Origin of the sequence: Pseudomonas sp. p21 (assembly GCF_001642705.1) — a bacterium.
Lineage (GTDB): Bacteria > Pseudomonadota > Gammaproteobacteria > Pseudomonadales > Pseudomonadaceae > Aquipseudomonas.
In genome coordinates this window covers 239722-258271 of the sequence record NZ_LWBV01000007.1, presented here as the reverse complement: position 1 = coordinate 258271, position 18550 = coordinate 239722, and the positions used below count along the sequence as shown (strand labels likewise).

Sequence of the window (18550 nt, the reverse complement as noted above, 5' to 3'; positions counted from 1 at the left end):
CATGGAAACCCTGACCTTTAATTTCCCCGCCGCCGAACCGGGGCGCGGCCGCACGCTGGTGGGTTGTGTCAGCTCCGGCGACCTTGAAGTGCTGATCGAACCCGGCAGCGCCGGCAACCTGCAAATACAGGTAGTGACCTCGGTCAATGGCAGCGCTGCACGCTGGGCGCAGCTGTTCCAGCGCCTGTTCGATGGCCGCACCTGGCCGGCGGTGAACATCGACATCCATGATTTCGGCGCCACCCCAGGCGTGGTGCGCCTTCGCCTGGAGCAAGGCTTCGAGGAGATTGCTCATGACTGACACCGAACGCTTGCTGCGCAGCCGCAGCTTTGTCGAACTGGGCGCCCGTCAGCGCGCCCGCGCCGTGCTCGACCCGGGTAGCTTCCGTGAACTGCTGGGGCCGTTCGACCGGCTGATGTCGCCGTGGTTGCCACGCCAGGGCATCGTGCCCCAGGCCGATGATGGCGTGGTCATCGCCAAGGGCCTGCTGAACGGGCGCAAGGCTGTGGTCGCCGCCATCGAAGGCGGCTTCCAGGGCGGCAGCATGGGCGAGGTAGGCGGTGCCAAGATCGCCGGTGCCTTGGAGCTGGCTATCGAAGACAACCGCAACGGTGTCCCCACCTGCGCCGTGTTGCTGCTGGAAACCGGCGGTGTACGCCTGCAGGAGGCCAACCTGGGCCTGGCGGCGATTGCCGAAATCCAGGCGGCGATTGTCGAGCTGCGGGCTTGGCAGCCGGTGGTCGGCCTGGTCGCAGGTTCGGTCGGTTGTTTCGGCGGCATGTCCATCGCCGCCGGCCTGTGCAGCCACTTGCTGGTCACCCGCGAAGCGCGCCTGGGCCTTAATGGCCCGCAGGTGATCGAGCAGGAAGCGGGTATCGGTGAATACGATGCCAAGGACCGCCCCTTCATCTGGAGCCTGACCGGTGGCGAGCAGCGCCACGCCAGCGGGTTGGTCGATGCCTATGTGGCTGATGACATCGAGGCGTTGCGCGAACGCTTGCTGCAATTACTGGACGAGCCTTCAAGGGATCGTGCCAGTCAACACGCCTGGTTCCTCGAACGCCTGGCCCTGCTGGGCGATGGTCGCCCGCAACTGGATGCCGCTGCCGTGCGCGACCTCTATCAAGGAGAAGCCAAATGAACCGTGCCTTGAACTGGCTGCCGGGCCTGGCCGGCGGGCAAACATTGCCAGGCTATCCCGCGTCGTTGCGGGTAATCGATGGCGAACTGGACAACCGCCTGGCGCGCTTCATCGCTGTGGTCCCGGATGCCGACAATCCGTTCCCCCGGGCGCGCTCGGGCGAAGTCGGGCTGCTGGAAGGCTGGGGCCTGGCCAAGGCCGTGAGCGAAGCGGTCGAGGCTGACCGCCATGGTCAGAAACGGGCGATCGTCGCGGTGATCGACGTGCCCAGCCAGGCCTATGGCCGCCGGGAGGAGGCGTTGGGTATTCATCAGGCGCTGGCCGCTGCGGTGCAGGCCTATGCCCAGGCGCGGCTGGCCGGGCACCCGGTGATAGGCCTGCTGGTCGGCAAGGCCATGTCTGGTGCTTTCCTCGCCCACGGTTATCAGGCCCAGCGCCTGATTGCCCTGGACGATGCCGGGGTCATGGTGCACGCGATGGGCAAGGCGGCAGCGGCGCGCATCACCCTGCGTAGCGTCGAACAACTGGAGGCCCTGGCCGCCGAGGTGCCGCCGATGGCCTACGACCTGGCCAGCTACGCCTCGCTCGGCCTGCTGTGGCGCCGTCTCACGGTGGACAACGCCGAGACGCCGAGCAGCGCCGACATCACCCAGGTACGTGCCTGCCTGGCAGATGCGGTGCGCGACATCGGCAGCTCGAGCGATCTGTCGTCGCGGCTGGCCGGTGAAAACCGCAGTGCCTCGCGCCAAGTGCGCGACCAGCTGCGCCGTCAATGGCAGGGCGCTTGAGATGACCGCGCCAAGGCCGCACGACCTGCTCTGGGGGATGCCTGTGTCGGGCTTGCCTGCCGATGCGCCGCAGTGGGCGCTGGACGTGTTGGTGAGCGGTCAGCCGGTAGTGGTACGCCGTGCCGTCTGTGAGGGCGGTTGGGTAGCTGTCGGGTTGCGTGGTCAGAGCCGGGCGCAGCGCTTGGGTGCGTTGATGTGCCTGGCCGATATCCAGCGTCAGCAAGGCCCCGAAACGCTGCACTGGCAAGCCGAAAGCCCTTGGCTTGCGTTGCAGGCCTTGGCCTCGGTCGCGCCGGTACTGGATGCCAGTGGCCTGGCCTGGGGGCCTACAGGCGGGGTGGGGTACCAGATTGCCACCGGTATGGAGGTGGTGCACGCCGAGAGCGACCTGGACTTGCTGCTGCGCACGCCACAACCGCTGGCCCGGGCGCAGGCACGGGAACTGCTGGATATCCTCGATTGCGCACCGTGCCGTATCGACCTGCAGCTGGAAACCCCGGCGGGTGCTGTCGCCCTGCGCGAGTGGGCCGGCTTCGCCCACCGCGTGCTGCTCAAGTCGGCCCATGGCCCACGCCTGGTCAGCGACCCTTGGGCAGCGATGGAGCGTGCCGCATGAGCAGCCTGTTCGCCTTCCCCGGCCAGGGCGCCCAGCAGGTGGGCATGCTGCAGCGCCTGCCTGAGGGCGCCGGGCAACTGCTGGAAGAGGCCAGTGACACCCTCGGTCAGCAGACCTTGGCGCTGGACAGCCAGCAGGCCCTGCAGACCACCCGTGCCGTGCAGCTGTGCCTGTTGCTGGCTGGCGTGGCCTGGGCACGCTGGCTGATGCAGCGCAGCCCCGCGCCGGATTACGTGGCCGGCCTGTCGATCGGTGCCTATCCGGCAGCAGTTACGGCGGGCGCCCTGGCATTTGCCGATGCCGTGCGCCTGGTTGCCCTGCGTGGCGAGCTGATGCAGCGCGCCTATCCGCAAGGCTACGGCATGACCGCGCTCAGTGGCCTGGACCTGGCCAGCGTCGAACGTTTGCTGAGCGATGTGGGCGGCGAGGTGTATGTCGCCAACCTCAACAGCGACAACCAGATCGTCATTGCAGGTGCCGATAGCGCTATGGCTGCGGTTGCCACCAGAGCACGGCGCCTGGGCCAAGGTGCGGCCCGGCGCCTGGCGGTCAGCGTGCCGTCGCATTGCCCGTTGCTGGATGGCCCGGCGGCCGAACTGGCCAGTGCCTTCGCCACGGTCGAGCTGCAGCGGCCGCGTATCACCTACCTCAGCGGCAGCAGCGCACGGCCGGTATTCGACCCACAGCGTCTGCGCGACGACCTGGCCGGCAACATGGCGCGGGTGGTCGACTGGCGTGCCACGTTGCGCAACGCCTACGAGCGTGGCGTGCGCCTGCACCTGGAACTGCCGCCCGGCAACGTGCTCAGCGGGCTGGCCCGGCCGGTGTTCGAGCAGGGCAGGGTGGTAGCTGTTGAAGGCACCCGTTGGGACAGCCTGGATGCGCTGCTGCGCCAGGAGGTGGCCAACGATCGATGACGGCAACACCGCGGCGGATGGCACGGGCTGCGCCCGTGTTCGCGGGTAAACCCGCTCCCACAGGAATCAAACAGGGCTCAAGGTATTTGCAGTACCTGTGGGAGCGGGTTTACCCGCGAAGAAGCCAGCGCGGTGCTTGCAGGTTTACTGATGGCGAAGAACAACAACAAGCAACTTCGACACTACCTGAGGACAACAACAATGATCATCTATGGTGTGGCACTGCTGGCGGTCTGTACGCTTGCCGGCGTCATCGTCGGCGACTTCCTGGGCGTGCTGCTGGGCGTCAAATCCAATGTGGGCGGGGTCGGCATCGCCATGATCCTGCTGATTTGCGCACGCCTTTACATGCACCGCAACGGCGGCATGAGCAAGGAATGCGAGTTCGGCGTGGGCTTCTGGGGCGCCATGTACATCCCGGTGGTGGTGGCCATGGCCGCCCAGCAGAACGTGGTCACTGCCCTGCACGGCGGGCCGGTGGCGCTGCTGGCGGCGGTAGGTGCGGTACTGGTGTGCGGTGCGACCATTGCCCTGATCAGCCGCAGCCACCGCGGCGAACCCCTGCCGGCGCTGGAGGCCGGCCCCGAAACCAAAGTGCAGGCTGCCCCTGCAGGAGGGCGTTGAACATGTGGCCAATCATTGACAATGCCCTGGAACATAACGGCCTGATCACTGCCTTTGCAGTGGTCGGCGCGATCATGTGGTTGTCGGTGGTGCTGTCGAAGTACCTGACCTTTGGCCGCGTGCACGGCTCGGCCATCGCCATCGTCATTGGCCTGGTGCTGGCCTGGGTGGGTGGCACCCTTACTGGTGGCCAGAAAGGCCTGGCCGACATGGCGCTGTTCTCCGGCATCGGCCTGATGGGCGGCGCCATGCTGCGCGACTTCGCCATTGTCGCTACGGCCTTCGAAGTACAGGCCACCGAGGCGCGCAGGGCCGGGATGATCGGTGCGGTGGCGCTGCTGCTCGGCACTGTGCTGCCGTTCATTGTCGGCGCGGCGGTGGCCTACGCCTTCGGTTACCGTGATGCGGTGAGCATGACCACCATTGGTGCGGGTGCGGTGACCTATATCGTCGGGCCGGTAACCGGGGCGGCACTGGGAGCCAGCTCGGATGTGATGGCCCTGTCGATTGCCACCGGGCTGATCAAGGCGATCCTGGTGATGGTGTTCACCCCGGTATCGGCGCGCCTGCTGGCGCTGGACAACCCACGTTCGGCGATGGTGTTCGGCGGGTTGGCGGGGACGGTATCGGGGGTGACGGCCGGGCTGGCGGCGACCGACCGGCGCCTGGTGCCGTACGGGGCGCTGACAGCCACGTTCCATACCGGGTTGGGCTGCCTGATGGGGCCGTCGATCTTGTACTTCTGCGTACGCGCCCTGGTCGGTTGACGGCGAACGCAAACCTGGAAGCCAGCGCAGATCTCTGCGGGAACTGTCTTGCTCAAATTCTTAAAGTTGGCGCGATCCCTGTGGGAGATTGCCCAGCCCTTTGGGCCGCGCTGTCGCAGAGATAACTGAATTCGCAAGCGATCCTCGTACCCTGTGGGAGCGGCTTTAGCCGCGAAGAATCCAACGCGGTGCATGGCACCGGCTGCGCCGGTGTTCGCGGCTAAAGCCGCTCCCACAGGTACAGCGACAACCTTGAGAGCAATGCTGTACCTCTGGGAGCTGGCTTGCCGGCGATGAGGCCAGCACAGGCAGAACCCTGAGCTTTAGCGCAAGGTATTCTTGGTCAGCTCAACTTCGTTCATCAAGGCCTTGGCCAAGGCCGTGAGATAATCGGCGGCGCCTAGGAACTTGTGGTCGTCCTCCATATCGCCTTCGCGCAGCAGGTGCTTGATATAGCTCAGCAGGATCGACACTTGCTCGTAGGCATCATCAATAGGAATGCCGGGCTGGACCCGCAGCAGATTGATCGGCGGGTTGCCGACCTCGAGGAAGGTCTCTGCGCCGATGGTGAGGATGACTTTGGGTTCGTCTTTCATGTTTTCAGGGTTCCAGTTCTCTAGTAAGGGAACTGCCACCAGAATCTTTCTCACGGATTGAAGGTGGCAGCCATACGTGGGGTGAGAAACCGAGGAGAATTGGTAAAGACTCGGCCAGGCAAAAGCCTGCCCACGTACGGCCACCATGACGGTGTTACCAAATCTACCAGTCGGGTTCTCACACCCGGTCGCCGGAGCGACCCGAAAACGTTATCCGTGAGGTGTTTCCCCGACAACAGCGATAGTTCGGCAGCGCGCGTAGGATAATTCCTAAGCGGGTTCATTCTGAAGCATTTGGTTTCATGTTCAGAAATGTCTTACAGGTGATGGCTTTGTTGGCTGTGGGGTGTAGGGCAAGAGGTTGGAGTCAGGGCTACCATGTGTCCGGCACTACATTTTCAGCGCCTGTGAGATCGAGCGCCGCCCGCGCGGCGCTTCGCAGCACAAGGCTGCTCCTACATCTGTTTCTGGCCAGTAACGCCTGAGCCAACGCGCGCGACCGCCTTTTTTGTCCGGCACAATATCGAGGTCGACGCGAAGAGGGCGTGCTTTTGCTTTAGGAGCGGCCTTGTGTCGCGATCGGGCCGCAAAGACCTCGCTGGCGGTGTTGATCAGTTTGGCCAGCTAACCCAAGGTACTTCCTCACCGCTGGCTTGAATTGGGGGGCGGTACAGGAATTTTGGTGAAATGCTATACCGCCGCCTCCGCTTGTTTTTCGCACTTTAGCGATGGACGCTGCCGTCTGGTGTTAGTTCCTGAGATGTCATGGTTCTGGGTCACTTGCTATCATGGATCTTAATTAGCTTGAATTTCTCTGAAAGCTCAAGGGTTCTCTCGATAAGTGCCTCGCTATTTAGTTTGATAAGCGGCGGGAGTTCGTCGAATTTTCCAAACACATTGGCTGGAATGAACTGTCCCTTTGATACAACTAGACGAATGTCGGGCCTGATCTCAGACACCTGCTTCCTTGGGGGTGGCCATGCTGAATCTTCGTTTGGAAATGGAATATTTACGACTTTTGGCCATTCGCCGTTCTCCATGGGCTTTCGTATGATCAGGACATCTTGGTAAGATGTTAGGCCAGCAAAATCTGCAGCGTTTAGTAATGTTTTTCTAGAGATTATAGGGAGGATTGCTATGTCGGAATCTTGATATGCCCGGATGTGGCCGTAAAGCGGCTCTCGTGTTGATAGTGGAACCGCGAATACGTCTCCGGCAGTAATTCTGATTTTTTCGATTTCATTTTGATAGGATGTCATAAGTCTTTTGTCAGTTTTTATTCGTCAAAAAGCGCAATGAAGTCTTTGAAATTTTTAGCTAGTATTCTCCAGTGGTCGTCATCCCACCATATTATTGAAGGTGGGTTTTGTCGGAAATCAAAGCAGAATGAAGCTCCGTCACCTGAGGTTCCAAAGCACAATATTTTTTCAAAATCCACAATATCTGGTATGGCGCCGGGAGTAGATGGGGGTTCTTTCGATGTTCCGTAGTCCTGGGTAATTGGGAAGTCATTTTTTAATGAGGCTGATTTTGTTGCTATTGTTTCTTTATCTGTGTAAATTCGTAGCAACTCTGTTTCTAGCGGATTTCCAAACGCATCGATCTCTTCCTTGAGTTCTAAATTGCACAACCCTTTATTTTTTGCGTGTCTTTCGGCAAATTCTGCGAACTCTGCTGGGATTTCTGGTTTCATGATCTAATTTCCAATTTTCTGAAATTCGGGTAAAGTTTTTGCGTAGTAAATTGATTTAAGCGCGGCCTCATTACAGTCTCGCCCGAAGAGATTGCGAAGGTCCCTGACGTCTTTGGCCATTCGTTGTCGTGCGCTTAAGCCAGCGTCTTCTCTCATGCTGGTTTTTCCTCTTCCTCCCCAAGTCCGAGTATCGCCATGTGCATCATGCGTCATTAGTACAGATGGTCCTCTACCCTTCGAAAGTCCGATTGTTCTGTTGTATGCCTGTTGAGGAAGGTGATGGGCGTCTAGTTGTTGTGAGGTGTCGTATCCTTTGGCACTTTTGAGCATTTCTCTATAGCTACCCCCGTCGAGGCACGGCGGTAGGCATGGACACAGGCCGAGTGGGTCAACCCATTCAATTGGATTTGGAGCAAACTGATAAACATTGAGTCCGCCTCTAAAACCGATGGGGTCTTTTCCTATGAATCTACCCAAGTGGGGCGAATAGTATCTATACCTATTGTAGTGTAGGTTTGTTTCTATGTCGAAATATTGTCCTTGGAACCGTATGTTGTACTCTGCTTTTTTCGGTTCTTCGTGGGTGGCGGAGCTGGGCAGTATTTTGCCCCACGGCCTAAGATTAACTTTCCATTGGGGTTCCCCTATGTTGTTGCATAGTTCATTCGGGGTCCCTAGACTGTCGCATTGATACCATGTCAAGGTTTCAAATAATTTTGGTGTCGGGTTGTGTTGCCACACGGGATCTCGGTCGATGTCATACGGGAAATCATAGCTCGGCTGATGCAGCATCTCCTCAATATGATTCATCACTCCCTGTGCCACAGGAACGAAGGTCCCCGGTTCAAACACATAGTGCGTGGTATTTCCCTTGCCATCCCGCCCGCGTTGCTCGAACGCCAGTGTGTCGCCGTCCCAGATGAACAGCGTCAGATCGCACCCCAGCTTTTCATCCAGCGCACGCCGTGCATTCTCGTTCCAGACCGGCCCAGCTTGTAACCGTTTGCGGTACTTCGAGCGCGAGTCCTTGTACACCCGGCGGCCTAATGCGTCGTAGCCGAACTCGACAACCAGCCGCTCATCTTCGTAGCGCCGCAGCCGGTCATACAGGTCCCAGGTAAACTTGCCTGTCTTGCCGTTCTCAATCCGTTCCTGCAGGTTGCCGCGCTCGTCGTACCGATACTGCGTGCCGCAGTAGCTGCGCAGCACGTTGTCCATCAGCTTGCGCGGCGAATGCGGATTCGGACCCGGTGGAGCCTCGGGATCCAGCAGGTTGCTCGCCGGATCGAAGGCGAAGGTTTCCTTCTCGTAGTTGCGGCTGGCTTCGAGCAAACGGCCAACCGGGTCGTAGCGATAGTGCAGGTCGCCACGGTTCAGGTCGTCGATGTGGCACAGTTGGCCGGCTTCGTCATAGCGGTAGCTGCGCGCCGCTATGCGTCTGGATTCACCTTGGCGAACCAGTATCTGCTCCAGCAACTGGCCATTCGGGCTCCAGGTCTGGCGCTGGACCAGGCCATTGCCTTGCACGCGGCCGATCTCCCGGTGCAGATCATCTCGCTCGTAGCTGATCAGCTCCTGGTCATCGAGCTTGAGCGCGAGCAAGTGGCCGCTGCCGTAGGTCAGCCAGCTGACCCGATGCCCATCGGGGCGGGTGGTGGCGATGCGTTGGTTGAGGGCATCGTACTCATGCCTGAACACGGCAATCTGTGGCTTGACCAGATAATCCAGCCACTGATGCTCTCGCGTGTTGTTGCCGGCAGCATCGTAGAACCATTGCAGCCTGCAGATACCGTTGTTGGCCGCCAGCAGGTTGCCATTGCCGTCATAGGCAAAGGTTTCAACCTCCCACTTATCACCGCCACGCCGAGCGGCCTTGCGCTGGATGAGCCGGCCCATGGGGTCGTATTCGAAGTGCGTGGTCCTGTCGCCATCCACGCGGCGGGTGGGCAGGTTGCTGCCGTTGTCGTAGAGGTAGTGGGTGGTCTCTTTGTCGAAGCCGGTTTCCTTGAGCAGCCGCCCGACGGGGTCATACTTGAAGCTGGCTTCGCTGTTGTTCTCGTTGCGCAGGCGTACCAGTTGGCCGAGCTTGTCCCAGTGGTAGGTGAGGGTGGTGTCGTTGGCGTTGAGGCGTTGGTAGATCAACCCTGCTTCGTTGTAGGTCCAGGCGGTTCGGCGATGCAGGGCATCCGTATGGCTGAGCAGGCGGCCTTCGGCATCGCGCTCGAAGCGTTCCGTGGACTTGTCCGGGTGGATGAGCGACACCAGCTGACCTGCTTCGTACCGGTATTCGGTGACCTCGCCGGCAGCGTTGATCAGTTTGCTCAGTTGCCCCAACGCGTTGTATTTCCACTGCGTGGTCTTGCCTGAGCAATCGGTGTAACTCGTCAGCTGGCCATCAGGGTTATAGGCTAACTTCTTCTCACCGCCGTTGGCGTCGGTGATGGCGATAGGCAGGTTGTCGCTGTTGTAGGTATAGAGGGTCTTGTTCTCCAGTGGGTCCTGGGTTTCGATGATGTTGCCGCGCTGGTCGTAATCGTACTTCCACAGGCCACCCTCGGCATCGCGGGTCTTGAAGCGCTGGTCCAGGTCGTCATAGGCGTGGTGGACGGTCGTGTAGTCCGGGCGGGTGTGCTGCAGCAGGTTGCCGCGGTTGTCGTAGATGTAGTGGTCCAGCTGGCCATCCGGGTTATAGGCCAACTTCTTCTCACCGCCGTTGGCGTCGGTGATGGCGATAGGCAGGTTGTCGCTGTTGTAGGTGTCGAGGGTCTTGTTCTCCAGTGGGTCCTGGGTTTCGATGATGTTGCCGCGCTGGTCGTAATCGTACTTCCACAGGCCACCCTCGGCATCGCGGGTCTTGAAGCGCTGGTCCAGGTCGTCATAGGCGTGGTGGACGGTCGTGTAGTCCGGGCGGGTGTGCTGCAGCAGGTTGCCGCGGTTGTCGTAGATGTAGTGGTCAGCGGTGCCATCCGTATGCACATGCTGGGTAACGTTCTTGTCCCTGTCACGGTACAGCCATTCTTCGTCACCATTCGGATGAATGATGCGGTAGGTGTAACCGAGGCTGTCGTAGAAGTGCCGGGTCTGGTTGCCGTTGGCATCGGTCACGCGGGTCAGGCGAATATCTGGGTCCCAATTCAATCGGGTATCCAGGCTGCCGTCGTCGGCCCACTCGCGGATGGCCTTGGCGTCGGAGCCTTCGCCGACCCATTCAAGGTTCATGCCCCGGCCCGTACGGTCGGTGTAGCGGGTGATCAGGTGATGGGCGTACTGGTAGGTCCATTGCGCGCCATGTTCGTCACGCGCACTGCACAGGTCGCCCTGGGCATCGAATTCATAGCCAGCGACTTGACGCTCTGGCTGGCCATCACGCATCAACCACAGGGCGACGATCCGGCCACAATCGTCCAGTTGCGTGTGGATGTGCTGATGGGCGGTTTCGTACTGGTAGGTCATCAGGTCGGACAGCACAGAACGGTCGGCATGACGGTGCTCATAGAACAGTGCGATGCGTGCACCGCCCTGATGCGAGATCAGTTCCAGCCGGAACTGGTCACCGTCGCGCACGTACACCTCATGCATCACATGCCCGCGCGCCAGCACCAGCTTGTCAGCCTCTGGTCGTCCGACCCACAGGTTTTCGATCGGGTCGTGGTGATGCTTGCTGACATCAGGCAAGGGGTAGTGCTGGCTACGGCCATCGATGCCATGGTAGACAAGCGTGTCCCCGGCCAGGTCGAAGCGGCTGGAGAACGGCGTGATCCAGCGGGCGCCGAACGGGCTATGGTCGTAGGCGCCTAGAGTCGAGCGATAGGTTCTGTTCCAGTTGATAGGAAACACGCCGGGTAGCGTGAAGTCCGTGTGGCTGATCGTTTCGCTGCCCAGGGCAAAACTGATGCTGCATCCTGTGCCGCCGGCGACCCCGGCTTTGCGGCAGTTGGGGTCGGCACGGGCAGGGCGTTGCCGCGGGGCTGCTTCGGTGCCGTTTTGTGGGTGAACGCGCCGCACTTGGGTAACCCTGCCGTCGGCATTCACGTTGGCCCGGATCACCACAGGCTTGCGCTTGCTCAGAGCCAGCTTCAACGCATCCAGGATCGCCGCCAGGCTGCCTGGGGTGGCCTTGTTGCCGATCTGGGCGATCTTGTTGCCTGCCATTCGGCCGAGGCTTTCCAGGCTGAGCGCAATGGGTTCTAGCAGTGCCAGCAGTTTTGGGTCTGGCCCCAGGCCAAGCTGGTCTCTGCTCAAGCCGTAGCCGGTTTTTCGTTTGGCGTAATCGGAGGTTTCGGCAACCAGGCGTAACCCCGGGAAGATAACGGTCAGGGCAGTGCTTTTGACGGTGCCGTCTGCGGCCGAGCGGATAAGGTCTGCGAGGAACTGGCAGATATCCACGATCTTCTGCGCAAAGCTGGCCAGGATGGTTTGTAACTGCCGGTCGATTTCCTTGACGAAGTTTTCCAGGTCGCCCCGGCAGACGTCGGCGAGGGCGTTTTCCATCGCGATCAGCAGGGCTTGGGCCATGCCGTCCTTGGAGGAAGCCCTCGCGGACTTCAAAACCGGCCGCATCACTTTGCGAGCGGGACTCATGCCGGGTATCGGTGCGATGGCGAACAGGTTGATGCCAAGGCCAACCCAGTTGAACAGGTCGGCCCGGTATTCCGGGGTGCCTTGGACAAGGCTGATGATGTCCCCGATGGCGTCGGTGGCGGCGAATACCGAACCGGCGACGGGTAATACCTCCGCCACGGTGATGACGGTGCGCCAGTTGACCAGATAGCCGGTGAGGTCGGTCAGCCATTGCGCCAGCAGTTTGGTGCTGGCGCTGACATCGTCCTTGTCGAAGGTCTCGGTGGGGGCGACGACGTCGGAGCATTTATCCATGGCGGGTACTCCAGATGACGGGATGAATCATCCAGGCTGGAGTGAGGGTATTTGGGGTAACGCGTAGAGTGTGTTGTGCGCTCATTAGTGTTCCTGCTGTTCATTCCATCGGGCAGGTGAGCGCCCGCATGCAGCCTCCTGGCGCATGCGGGCACGTGTGGTGAATTGCACGGGGTGCAAGCACTCGACACTAACGAGGCAAGGGTTCCGGGTCGCTGGTCCGGCTTCCGAAAGATGTGTAGGAAAGTTCGACTCGTGACGTTACATGGTGTTGGGGATGTAATAAGTGGTCACAGGCCGGTCTTTGAACCAAGCGATGTGATTGATGGCACCGGCTGCGCCGGTGTTCGCGGGTGAACCCGCACACATCGACCGTATCGGCTTTAAGCCATGTGCAGTAACTGTGGGAGCTGGCTTGCCTGCGATGAGGCCAGTACGGGTAGCGACTTGTTGGCTGCGAAGCGCCGCCCGCGCGGCGCTCGATCTCACTGGCACTGAAAATCTTGTGACGAACACCTGCAAGCCGCCCCCCGATTCGGGGAAAACCGCTGGGGGATCCTCCCCAATCTGTTTCGTTTGCAACTGCAACCAATTGTAAATAAAAGAAATTCTCGCCTGGCATACACCTTGCTCCAGCTCCACGCAGAGATCCTGTGTCCCGGAGGTGCGGCATGTCTACGCCACTCAAAGGCCCCATCCTGTCATCACTCGTTCTGGCTTTGCTCGGCTGGCAGTCGACCAGCGAAGCGGCCGTGCAGTGCCAGCGCACCTTGGTCGCCAACGTGGTGGCGCTGGACCAGCCCCTGATGTTCAACCGCCTTGGCGCGCAAAACGCCAATGGCATGATGTTCGCCCTGCGCGAGGATGTGGTGGACGACAAGAGTGTCCCCCTCAGCATCGGCGGGGCGGCGGTACCGGGCAAGGTCACCCTGCGCCCGGACAAGCGCCCTCGGCCCATCGTGCTGCGGGTGGCCGCCGGTGACTGCCTGACGGTCAACCTGACCAACCTGCTCGACTACCAGGCCAACCCCAACAAGCACGGCATCGAGGCGCAGGAGCCTGAGGGCGAAGAGGAGGGGCCGGAGCTCGAAAATGAAGCCGCCGAAGGCTTCGTCGCCGACGAACAGGTGGCCGAGCGCATGGTCGGCTTCCAGGTCAACGGCATGCAGGCGGTCAACAGCATCGCCGACATTTCTGCCTACACCGGGCGCAACGGCAACTTCTTCGTCAGCCCCGGCAGCACCCGCAGCTACACCCTGTACGCCGAACGCGAAGGCGCCTTCGCCGCCACCAGCAAGGCCGCCACCTTCGGCGGCGAGGGCACTGCGGGGAACGTTGCCAACGGCCTGTTCGGCCAGGTAGTGGTGGTGCCCAAGCTCGGCCGCACCTACCGCAATACCCTTACTGAAGAAGAAATGCGCCTGGCCACCACCGGCCGCACCGCCACCGGCCAGCCGGTGATCGACTACGAAGCGCGCTACCCGCAAGTTCAGCCCTGGATCGCCGAAGGCAAGGCCGGCAAACCGATCATTGCCATGGTCGACGGCAACGAAATCATCAACAGCGAAACCGATGCCATCGTCATGGGCCCCAACCCGGATGGCAGTTTCCCCAAATCCACCTACCCGCTGGAAAGCCTGGGCAAGCGCAACCCGGCGCTGCCCAACCGCCTGGAGGCGTTCCGTGACTTCGCCTCGCAATTCGCCGACGAGGTCGCTGGCACCCAGGCATTCCCTGGCTACTGGGCCGACCCGGTGATGGGCCATGTGCTGGAACCCACCCGCGACTCGTTCATGATCAACTACGGTTCCGGTGGCATGGGCGCCGAAGTGGTGGCCAACCGCCTGGGCGTGGGGCCGATGCACGATTGCCTGTCGTGCGCCTATGAGGAGTTCTTCCTCAGTGCGCACACTGTCGGCGACGTCGGTACCCTGGTGGACGTGCCGGCCAACGTCGGCCTGGAGCACATCCGCCCTGGCGAGGTGCCACCGGCCAGCGCCGTCGGGGTCAAGGCCAGCATGGCCCTGTATCCGGCCGAACCTGCCAACGTGCACCACAGCTACATTGGTGACTTCACCAAGTTCCGCAACACGCACAACGGCCATGAGCAGCACATCTTCCACCTGCATGGCCACCAGTGGCTGTTCAACCCCAATGACGACAATTCCGACTACATCGATGCCCAGGGCATCGGCGCGGGGGTTGGCTACACCTACGAAATCGCCAACGGCGGTTCGGGTAACCGCAACCGGGTGGCGGGCGATGCCATTTACCATTGCCACTTCTACCCGCACTTCGCCCAGGGCATGTGGGCCATGTGGCGGGTGCACGACGTGTTCGAGGAGGGCACCCGCCTGGAGGTGAGCGGGCAGGGCGAGAATGGCTTCCACAGCACCCCGTTCGCCCTGCGCAGTGGCAAGCCGGCGGTTGGCGCCCGGGCCCTGCCCGATGGCGAGATCGTTGCCGGCACGCCAATCCCGGCCATCGTGCCGCTGCCCGGCAAGGCCATGGCGCCGATGCCAGGCAAGGTGGTGGTGGTACCGAAGCTGTCCGAAGCGCTGGTTGCCGCCAATGATGACGACGAGCCTGATGAAGACGAGGATGAAGAGCCAGCCAACCAGGTGCCGGTACGCAAGGCCATCGGCTCGCTGGCGCTGGTCGATCGCAGCGACGCCAACCGCAACGCCGACGGCACCCTGAAAAACCCTGGCTACCCGTTCTGGATCGGCGGTATGGAAAGCAGCGTGGGCAACCGTCCACCCACCCCACCACTGGACATGCTCGACCCGGCCATGGCGCGCCAGCTCAAAGAAAGCGGCAAGGCACTTTGGGCCAACCTCGACCCGAACCAGGTCGATGGCTGGGACGGTGGTCTGGGGCGCCACGCGCTGGACGGTGTATCCGCCGGAGGTGAAGCCGAAACCACCACCACCAAGCTCGATTTCACCAAGGTGGTACACAAGGCCAAGCCGATCTACCTGCCGGAAGAAGGCACCGATGTCGAGCAGGCGGCCATGCAGTTCCACGCCCTGGCCGAACACCCCAGTTTTGCCCTGATCCCGGGCAGCGAGCCGGTGGCCAAGGCGTTCCGCACCAACGGCGCCTTGCCGACTGCCGGCGCGCCGTTCTACGAGCCGTGCATGGATGACCGGGGCAAACGCCTGACCCAGTCCTCCGGGGTAGGCGAGTTCTTCAGCGGCGAGAGCCTGTCGGGCCTGAACTTCCGTGGCTCCTCGGCCTTCACCGCCGACCGCCCACGCATCTACAAGGGCGCCAACATCCAGTTCGACGCGGTGTACAACAAGGTCGGCTACCACTTCCCGCAAGCCCGTATCATCGCCTTGTGGGAAGACGCCTGGCCGGTGATCACCAAGCAGCGCCCGCCAGAGCCGCTGGTGATGCGCATGAACACCTTCGACTGCACCATGTACCAGCATACCAACCTGATCCCGAACATCTATGAGATGGACGACTATCAGGTGCGCACCCCGACCGACGTGATCGGCCAGCACATCCACCTGCCCAAGTGGGACCTGACCGCTGCCGACGGCTCGGCCAACGGCTGGAACTACGAAGACGGCATTCTCTCGCCCGGCAGCGTGGTCGAGCGGATACAGGCCATTCGTGCCTATAACGGCTGCACCCAGGGCGATAGCCGCGACGGCACCGCCGCCTGCCCGCAAGCCCGGCAGCACCCGTACTTCGGCCGCTTCGGCCGGGCCGACTGGCTGGGCGCACGCACGGCCATGCAGCGTTGGTTCGCCGACCCGCTGGTCAACGTGTACAACGTCGACCGCGGCCTGGGCACCATCTTCACCCATGACCACCTTGGCCCATCGACCCACCAGCAGCTTGGGCTGTATGCCACCGTGCTGGCCGAACCGGCCAACTCCACCTGGTATCACGCCGAAACCGGCGAGAAGCTGTACAACCCGGCCACGCGCCAGGACGGAGGCCCGACCTCGTGGCAGGCGGTGATCCAGACCGGTGACCACGATGGCGACGGCAAGAACGACAGCTACCGCGAGTTCTTCCTGGAATACAGCGACTTCCAGCACGCCTATGAGGCCGGTGTGTACGTCGGTGCCGGGCCGGACGGCATTCCCAATGCCCAGTCGTACCCGGCTACCGCCGACAGCTTCCGCTACGCCATCAATCCGCCGGTGCGCGGCAAGGCGTCGAACCTGCTGGAGGCCATCGTCGAGGAACGCGGCGGCATCAACCCAGGCTGCCCAAGCCGGCCCTGCCCGCAGGCAATCTCGGTGGATGACCCGGGCATGTTCGTCGTCAACTACCGCAACGAGCCCCTGGCCCTGCGTGTGTTCGACCCGAACAAGGTCGGCCCGGATGGCAAGCGTGGCATGCAGGCCGACGGCCTGGCCGGCGACCTCAGCCATGCCCTGCAAACCCGTACCGACCGCGCCATCCCGGCGCTGAACCTGGCGCCGTCGGCGATCACCTCGGCGGTCGGCCCCACCGGCGGCACCACGCTGTTCCCGCCGCACATCAACAAGGCCGGCAGCGAACCGGGCGACCCGTTTACCCCGATGCTGCGCACATATTCCGGCGACAACGTGCGCTTGCGCATGCACGCCGGCGGCCATGAGGAGGAGCACAACGTCACCCTGCATGGCGTGAAGTGGCTGCAGAACGGCACCGGCTATGGCAACAGTTCCAACTCGGGCTGGAAGTCATCGCAGATGATCGGTATTTCCGAGCAACTGGGCTTCATGGCGCCGGTGTCGATGATCTCCAGCTCGGCAGCCACCAATGGTGACTACCTGTATTCGCTGGATGCGGCCCTGGAAGGCTACTGGAACGGCATCTGGGGCATCATGCGCAACTACACCACGCAGCGTGCCGACCTGTTCCCGCTGCCCAACAACCCACAGCCGGTGGCCATGCGCAACACCGTGAACTTCGATGGCATCTGCCCGAAAACCACGGCCAACCCCAACGGCATCGGCAGCCGCCCCACGGTCAAGCGCAGCTACGAGATCGTCGCGGCGCTGGCCAACGACATCCTCGAGAACCGCAACGGGGTCAGCATCAACGACCCGGCCGGTGTCGGCCAGCATGTCGGCGGCCCGCTCAAGGCCAACGGCGGCACCCTGGTGTTCAACAGCCGCAAGACCACCATCCCGCTGGTCAGTGGGGTAGACCCCGAAGATGGGGAACCCTTCACCATCGGTGGCCACAGCGCGCCGCTGCACGACCCGACCGCAATCCTGTACGTGCGCAAGGCCGACCTGGACGTCACCACCGGCAAGCTCAAGGCGGGCGTGCCCGTGGAGCCGCTGGTGCTGCGCGCCAACGCCGGCGAGTGCATCAGCATCACTTTGGAAAACCGCCTGCCACTGGTAATGCCGGACCTGCCCAGCACTGCGGTGATGCACAACGTGGTCAAGCGCGACCGCTTCGACAGCGAGGGGGCCACTGCCTTCGCCAACAACCTGATGCGGCCGTCCAGCCACGTGGGCCTGCATGCGCAGCTGCTGGCCTACGACATCACCAAGTCCGACGGTGCCAACGTCGGCCTCAACCCGGTGCAGACCGTGGCCCCGCGTGCCGGTACCAGCGGCGCCTGGCCGACCCGCACCTACCAGTACTATGCGGGCCACCTGGAGCGTGAAGGCAAGCCGGTGTCGCAACTGGGCCGCACGGTGGACAACATCAACACCACGGCCATCGAGTTCGGCGGCCTCAACCTGACCCCGTCGGACTTCATCAAGCAGCCGCAGAAAGGCCTGGTGGGGGCCATGAGCATCCTGCCGCAGACCGCCACCTGGACCGAGGACACCGCTACCCGTGCCCAGGCCACGGTCAAGGTCACCGGTCAACCGGACTACCGCGACTTCGTCACGGTCTGGCAGCGTGCGCTGAACATGCGCTGGGCCGATGGCCGCCCGGTGGAGGGCATCAATACCGAAGGCAACGGCGCCACCGGCGACCCGCAGGACAACGGCAACATGGCAGTCAACTACAAGACCGAGCCCCTGTGGCTGCGCTTCGGCATGGCCCCCGACTCGCCATTCGGCCGCGCCGCTGGCCTGGGCTTTGGCGATGTACCCAACGCCCATATGGCCTATGCCAATGCCCTGGTCGGTGGCGATCCGCAAACCCCGGTGCTGTACGCCAAACCTGGCCAGCCCGTGCGTAACCACATCGTGATGCCCAGTGGTGGCAGCCGCGGCATGGTCTACCAGCTGGATGGCCACGTGTGGCCACTGCACAACTACCAGGCCGAGAAGAATGACGTTGACGGCTACCCGCTGAGCCTGCCTGGCATCGGCTCGGTGCGCTTCGGCTACAACCCGATGGCCATGTACATCGGTGCCCAGGAAAGCGTGCTGCCGGCGGCGCACTTCAGCTTCATGCTGCCGAGTGCCGGGGGCGCCAACGCGGTGACAGGTGACTACCTGTTCCGCGACTACGCCGCCTACGGCAACCTCTCGGGGCTGTGGGGGATCTTGCGGGTGACCAATGAAGCGCCACCGGCAACGGCCCCGGCGCAGTGACGGAAGGGGTGTGC

Annotated in this window: 12 protein-coding genes; 8 read left to right on the top strand and 4 right to left on the bottom strand. The window is 62.2% G+C overall.

Annotated features, from left to right (window positions below):
* Position 1: 1 nt before the first annotated feature.
* The 7 genes from A4C63_RS20325 (at position 2) to madM (ending at position 4854) form a co-directional block, all read left to right on the top strand.
* Positions 2-301: a malonate decarboxylase subunit delta gene (locus A4C63_RS20325; protein ID WP_063914284.1), complete on the top strand. Its 300-nt coding sequence runs from the start codon at positions 2-4 to the stop codon at positions 299-301.
* Complete coding sequence (locus A4C63_RS20320; protein WP_063914283.1) at positions 294-1142, top strand: biotin-independent malonate decarboxylase subunit beta; 849 nt, start codon at positions 294-296, stop codon at positions 1140-1142. Before A4C63_RS20325 ends, A4C63_RS20320 begins: the two co-directional genes overlap by 8 nt.
* On the top strand, positions 1139-1930 hold the full coding sequence (mdcE, locus tag A4C63_RS20315; RefSeq protein ID WP_063914282.1) for a biotin-independent malonate decarboxylase subunit gamma: 792 nt from the start codon (positions 1139-1141) through the stop codon (positions 1928-1930). Before A4C63_RS20320 ends, mdcE begins: the two co-directional genes overlap by 4 nt.
* Before the next feature lies 1 nt (position 1931).
* Entirely contained in the window at positions 1932-2546 is a 615-nt protein-coding gene (locus tag A4C63_RS20310) for a malonate decarboxylase holo-ACP synthase (RefSeq protein WP_063914281.1), read from the top strand.
* Complete coding sequence (mdcH, locus tag A4C63_RS20305; protein ID WP_063914280.1) at positions 2543-3463, top strand: malonate decarboxylase subunit epsilon; 921 nt, start codon at positions 2543-2545, stop codon at positions 3461-3463. The genes A4C63_RS20310 and mdcH overlap by 4 nt, the downstream gene beginning before the upstream one ends.
* A 201-nt stretch (positions 3464-3664) precedes the next feature.
* Positions 3665-4087, top strand: a complete 423-nt coding sequence (madL, locus tag A4C63_RS20300; protein WP_063914279.1) for a malonate transporter subunit MadL — start codon at positions 3665-3667, stop codon at positions 4085-4087.
* 2 nt (positions 4088-4089) lie between these two features.
* Entirely contained in the window at positions 4090-4854 is a 765-nt protein-coding gene (gene madM, locus A4C63_RS20295) for a malonate transporter subunit MadM (RefSeq protein WP_063914278.1), read from the top strand.
* A gap of 323 nt (positions 4855-5177) precedes the next feature.
* Here madM and A4C63_RS20290 read toward each other — a convergent pair whose 3' ends face one another.
* The 4 genes from A4C63_RS20290 to A4C63_RS26595 form a co-directional block, all read right to left on the bottom strand.
* Positions 5178-5450, bottom strand: coding sequence for a DUF3077 domain-containing protein (locus A4C63_RS20290; RefSeq protein WP_015270601.1), 273 nt, complete (start codon positions 5448-5450; stop codon positions 5178-5180).
* A 776-nt stretch (positions 5451-6226) separates the two neighbouring features.
* Positions 6227-6709 (bottom strand): hypothetical protein, encoded by a 483-nt coding sequence (locus tag A4C63_RS26375; RefSeq protein ID WP_156510897.1) that lies wholly within the window; start codon positions 6707-6709, stop codon positions 6227-6229.
* A 17-nt stretch (positions 6710-6726) separates the two neighbouring features.
* The gene (locus tag A4C63_RS25960; protein WP_082888380.1) at positions 6727-7143 is read right to left on the bottom strand and encodes an SMI1/KNR4 family protein; all 417 of its coding nucleotides are present in this window, start codon (positions 7141-7143) and stop codon (positions 6727-6729) included.
* A 3-nt stretch (positions 7144-7146) separates the two neighbouring features.
* The gene (locus tag A4C63_RS26595) at positions 7147-12018 is read right to left on the bottom strand and encodes an RHS repeat-associated core domain-containing protein (protein WP_063914276.1); all 4872 of its coding nucleotides are present in this window, start codon (positions 12016-12018) and stop codon (positions 7147-7149) included.
* A gap of 671 nt (positions 12019-12689) precedes the next feature.
* Between A4C63_RS26595 and mnxG the strand changes: the two genes are divergently transcribed.
* A complete protein-coding gene (mnxG, locus tag A4C63_RS20275; RefSeq protein ID WP_063914275.1) occupies positions 12690-18536 on the top strand; it encodes a manganese-oxidizing multicopper oxidase MnxG in 5847 nt (1948 codons plus the stop codon).
* The last annotated feature ends 14 nt before the right edge of the window (positions 18537-18550 follow it).

Bases quoted from the DNA above. Each gene is read 5' to 3' on its own strand.
- A4C63_RS20325 (WP_063914284.1), top strand. From the start codon at position 2: ATGGAAACCCTGACCTTTAATTTCCCCGCCGCCGAACCGGGGCGCGGC.
- A4C63_RS20320 (WP_063914283.1), top strand. From the start codon at position 294: ATGACTGACACCGAACGCTTGCTGCGCAGCCGCAGCTTTGTCGAACTG.
- mdcE (WP_063914282.1), top strand. From the start codon at position 1,139: ATGAACCGTGCCTTGAACTGGCTGCCGGGCCTGGCCGGCGGGCAAACA.
- A4C63_RS20310 (WP_063914281.1), top strand. From the start codon at position 1,932: ATGACCGCGCCAAGGCCGCACGACCTGCTCTGGGGGATGCCTGTGTCG.
- mdcH (WP_063914280.1), top strand. From the start codon at position 2,543: ATGAGCAGCCTGTTCGCCTTCCCCGGCCAGGGCGCCCAGCAGGTGGGC.
- madL (WP_063914279.1), top strand. From the start codon at position 3,665: ATGATCATCTATGGTGTGGCACTGCTGGCGGTCTGTACGCTTGCCGGC.
- madM (WP_063914278.1), top strand. From the start codon at position 4,090: ATGTGGCCAATCATTGACAATGCCCTGGAACATAACGGCCTGATCACT.
- A4C63_RS20290 (WP_015270601.1), bottom strand. From the start codon at position 5,450: ATGAAAGACGAACCCAAAGTCATCCTCACCATCGGCGCAGAGACCTTC.
- A4C63_RS26375 (WP_156510897.1), bottom strand. From the start codon at position 6,709: ATGACATCCTATCAAAATGAAATCGAAAAAATCAGAATTACTGCCGGA.
- A4C63_RS25960 (WP_082888380.1), bottom strand. From the start codon at position 7,143: ATGAAACCAGAAATCCCAGCAGAGTTCGCAGAATTTGCCGAAAGACAC.
- A4C63_RS26595 (WP_063914276.1), bottom strand. From the start codon at position 12,018: ATGGATAAATGCTCCGACGTCGTCGCCCCCACCGAGACCTTCGACAAG.
- mnxG (WP_063914275.1), top strand. From the start codon at position 12,690: ATGTCTACGCCACTCAAAGGCCCCATCCTGTCATCACTCGTTCTGGCT.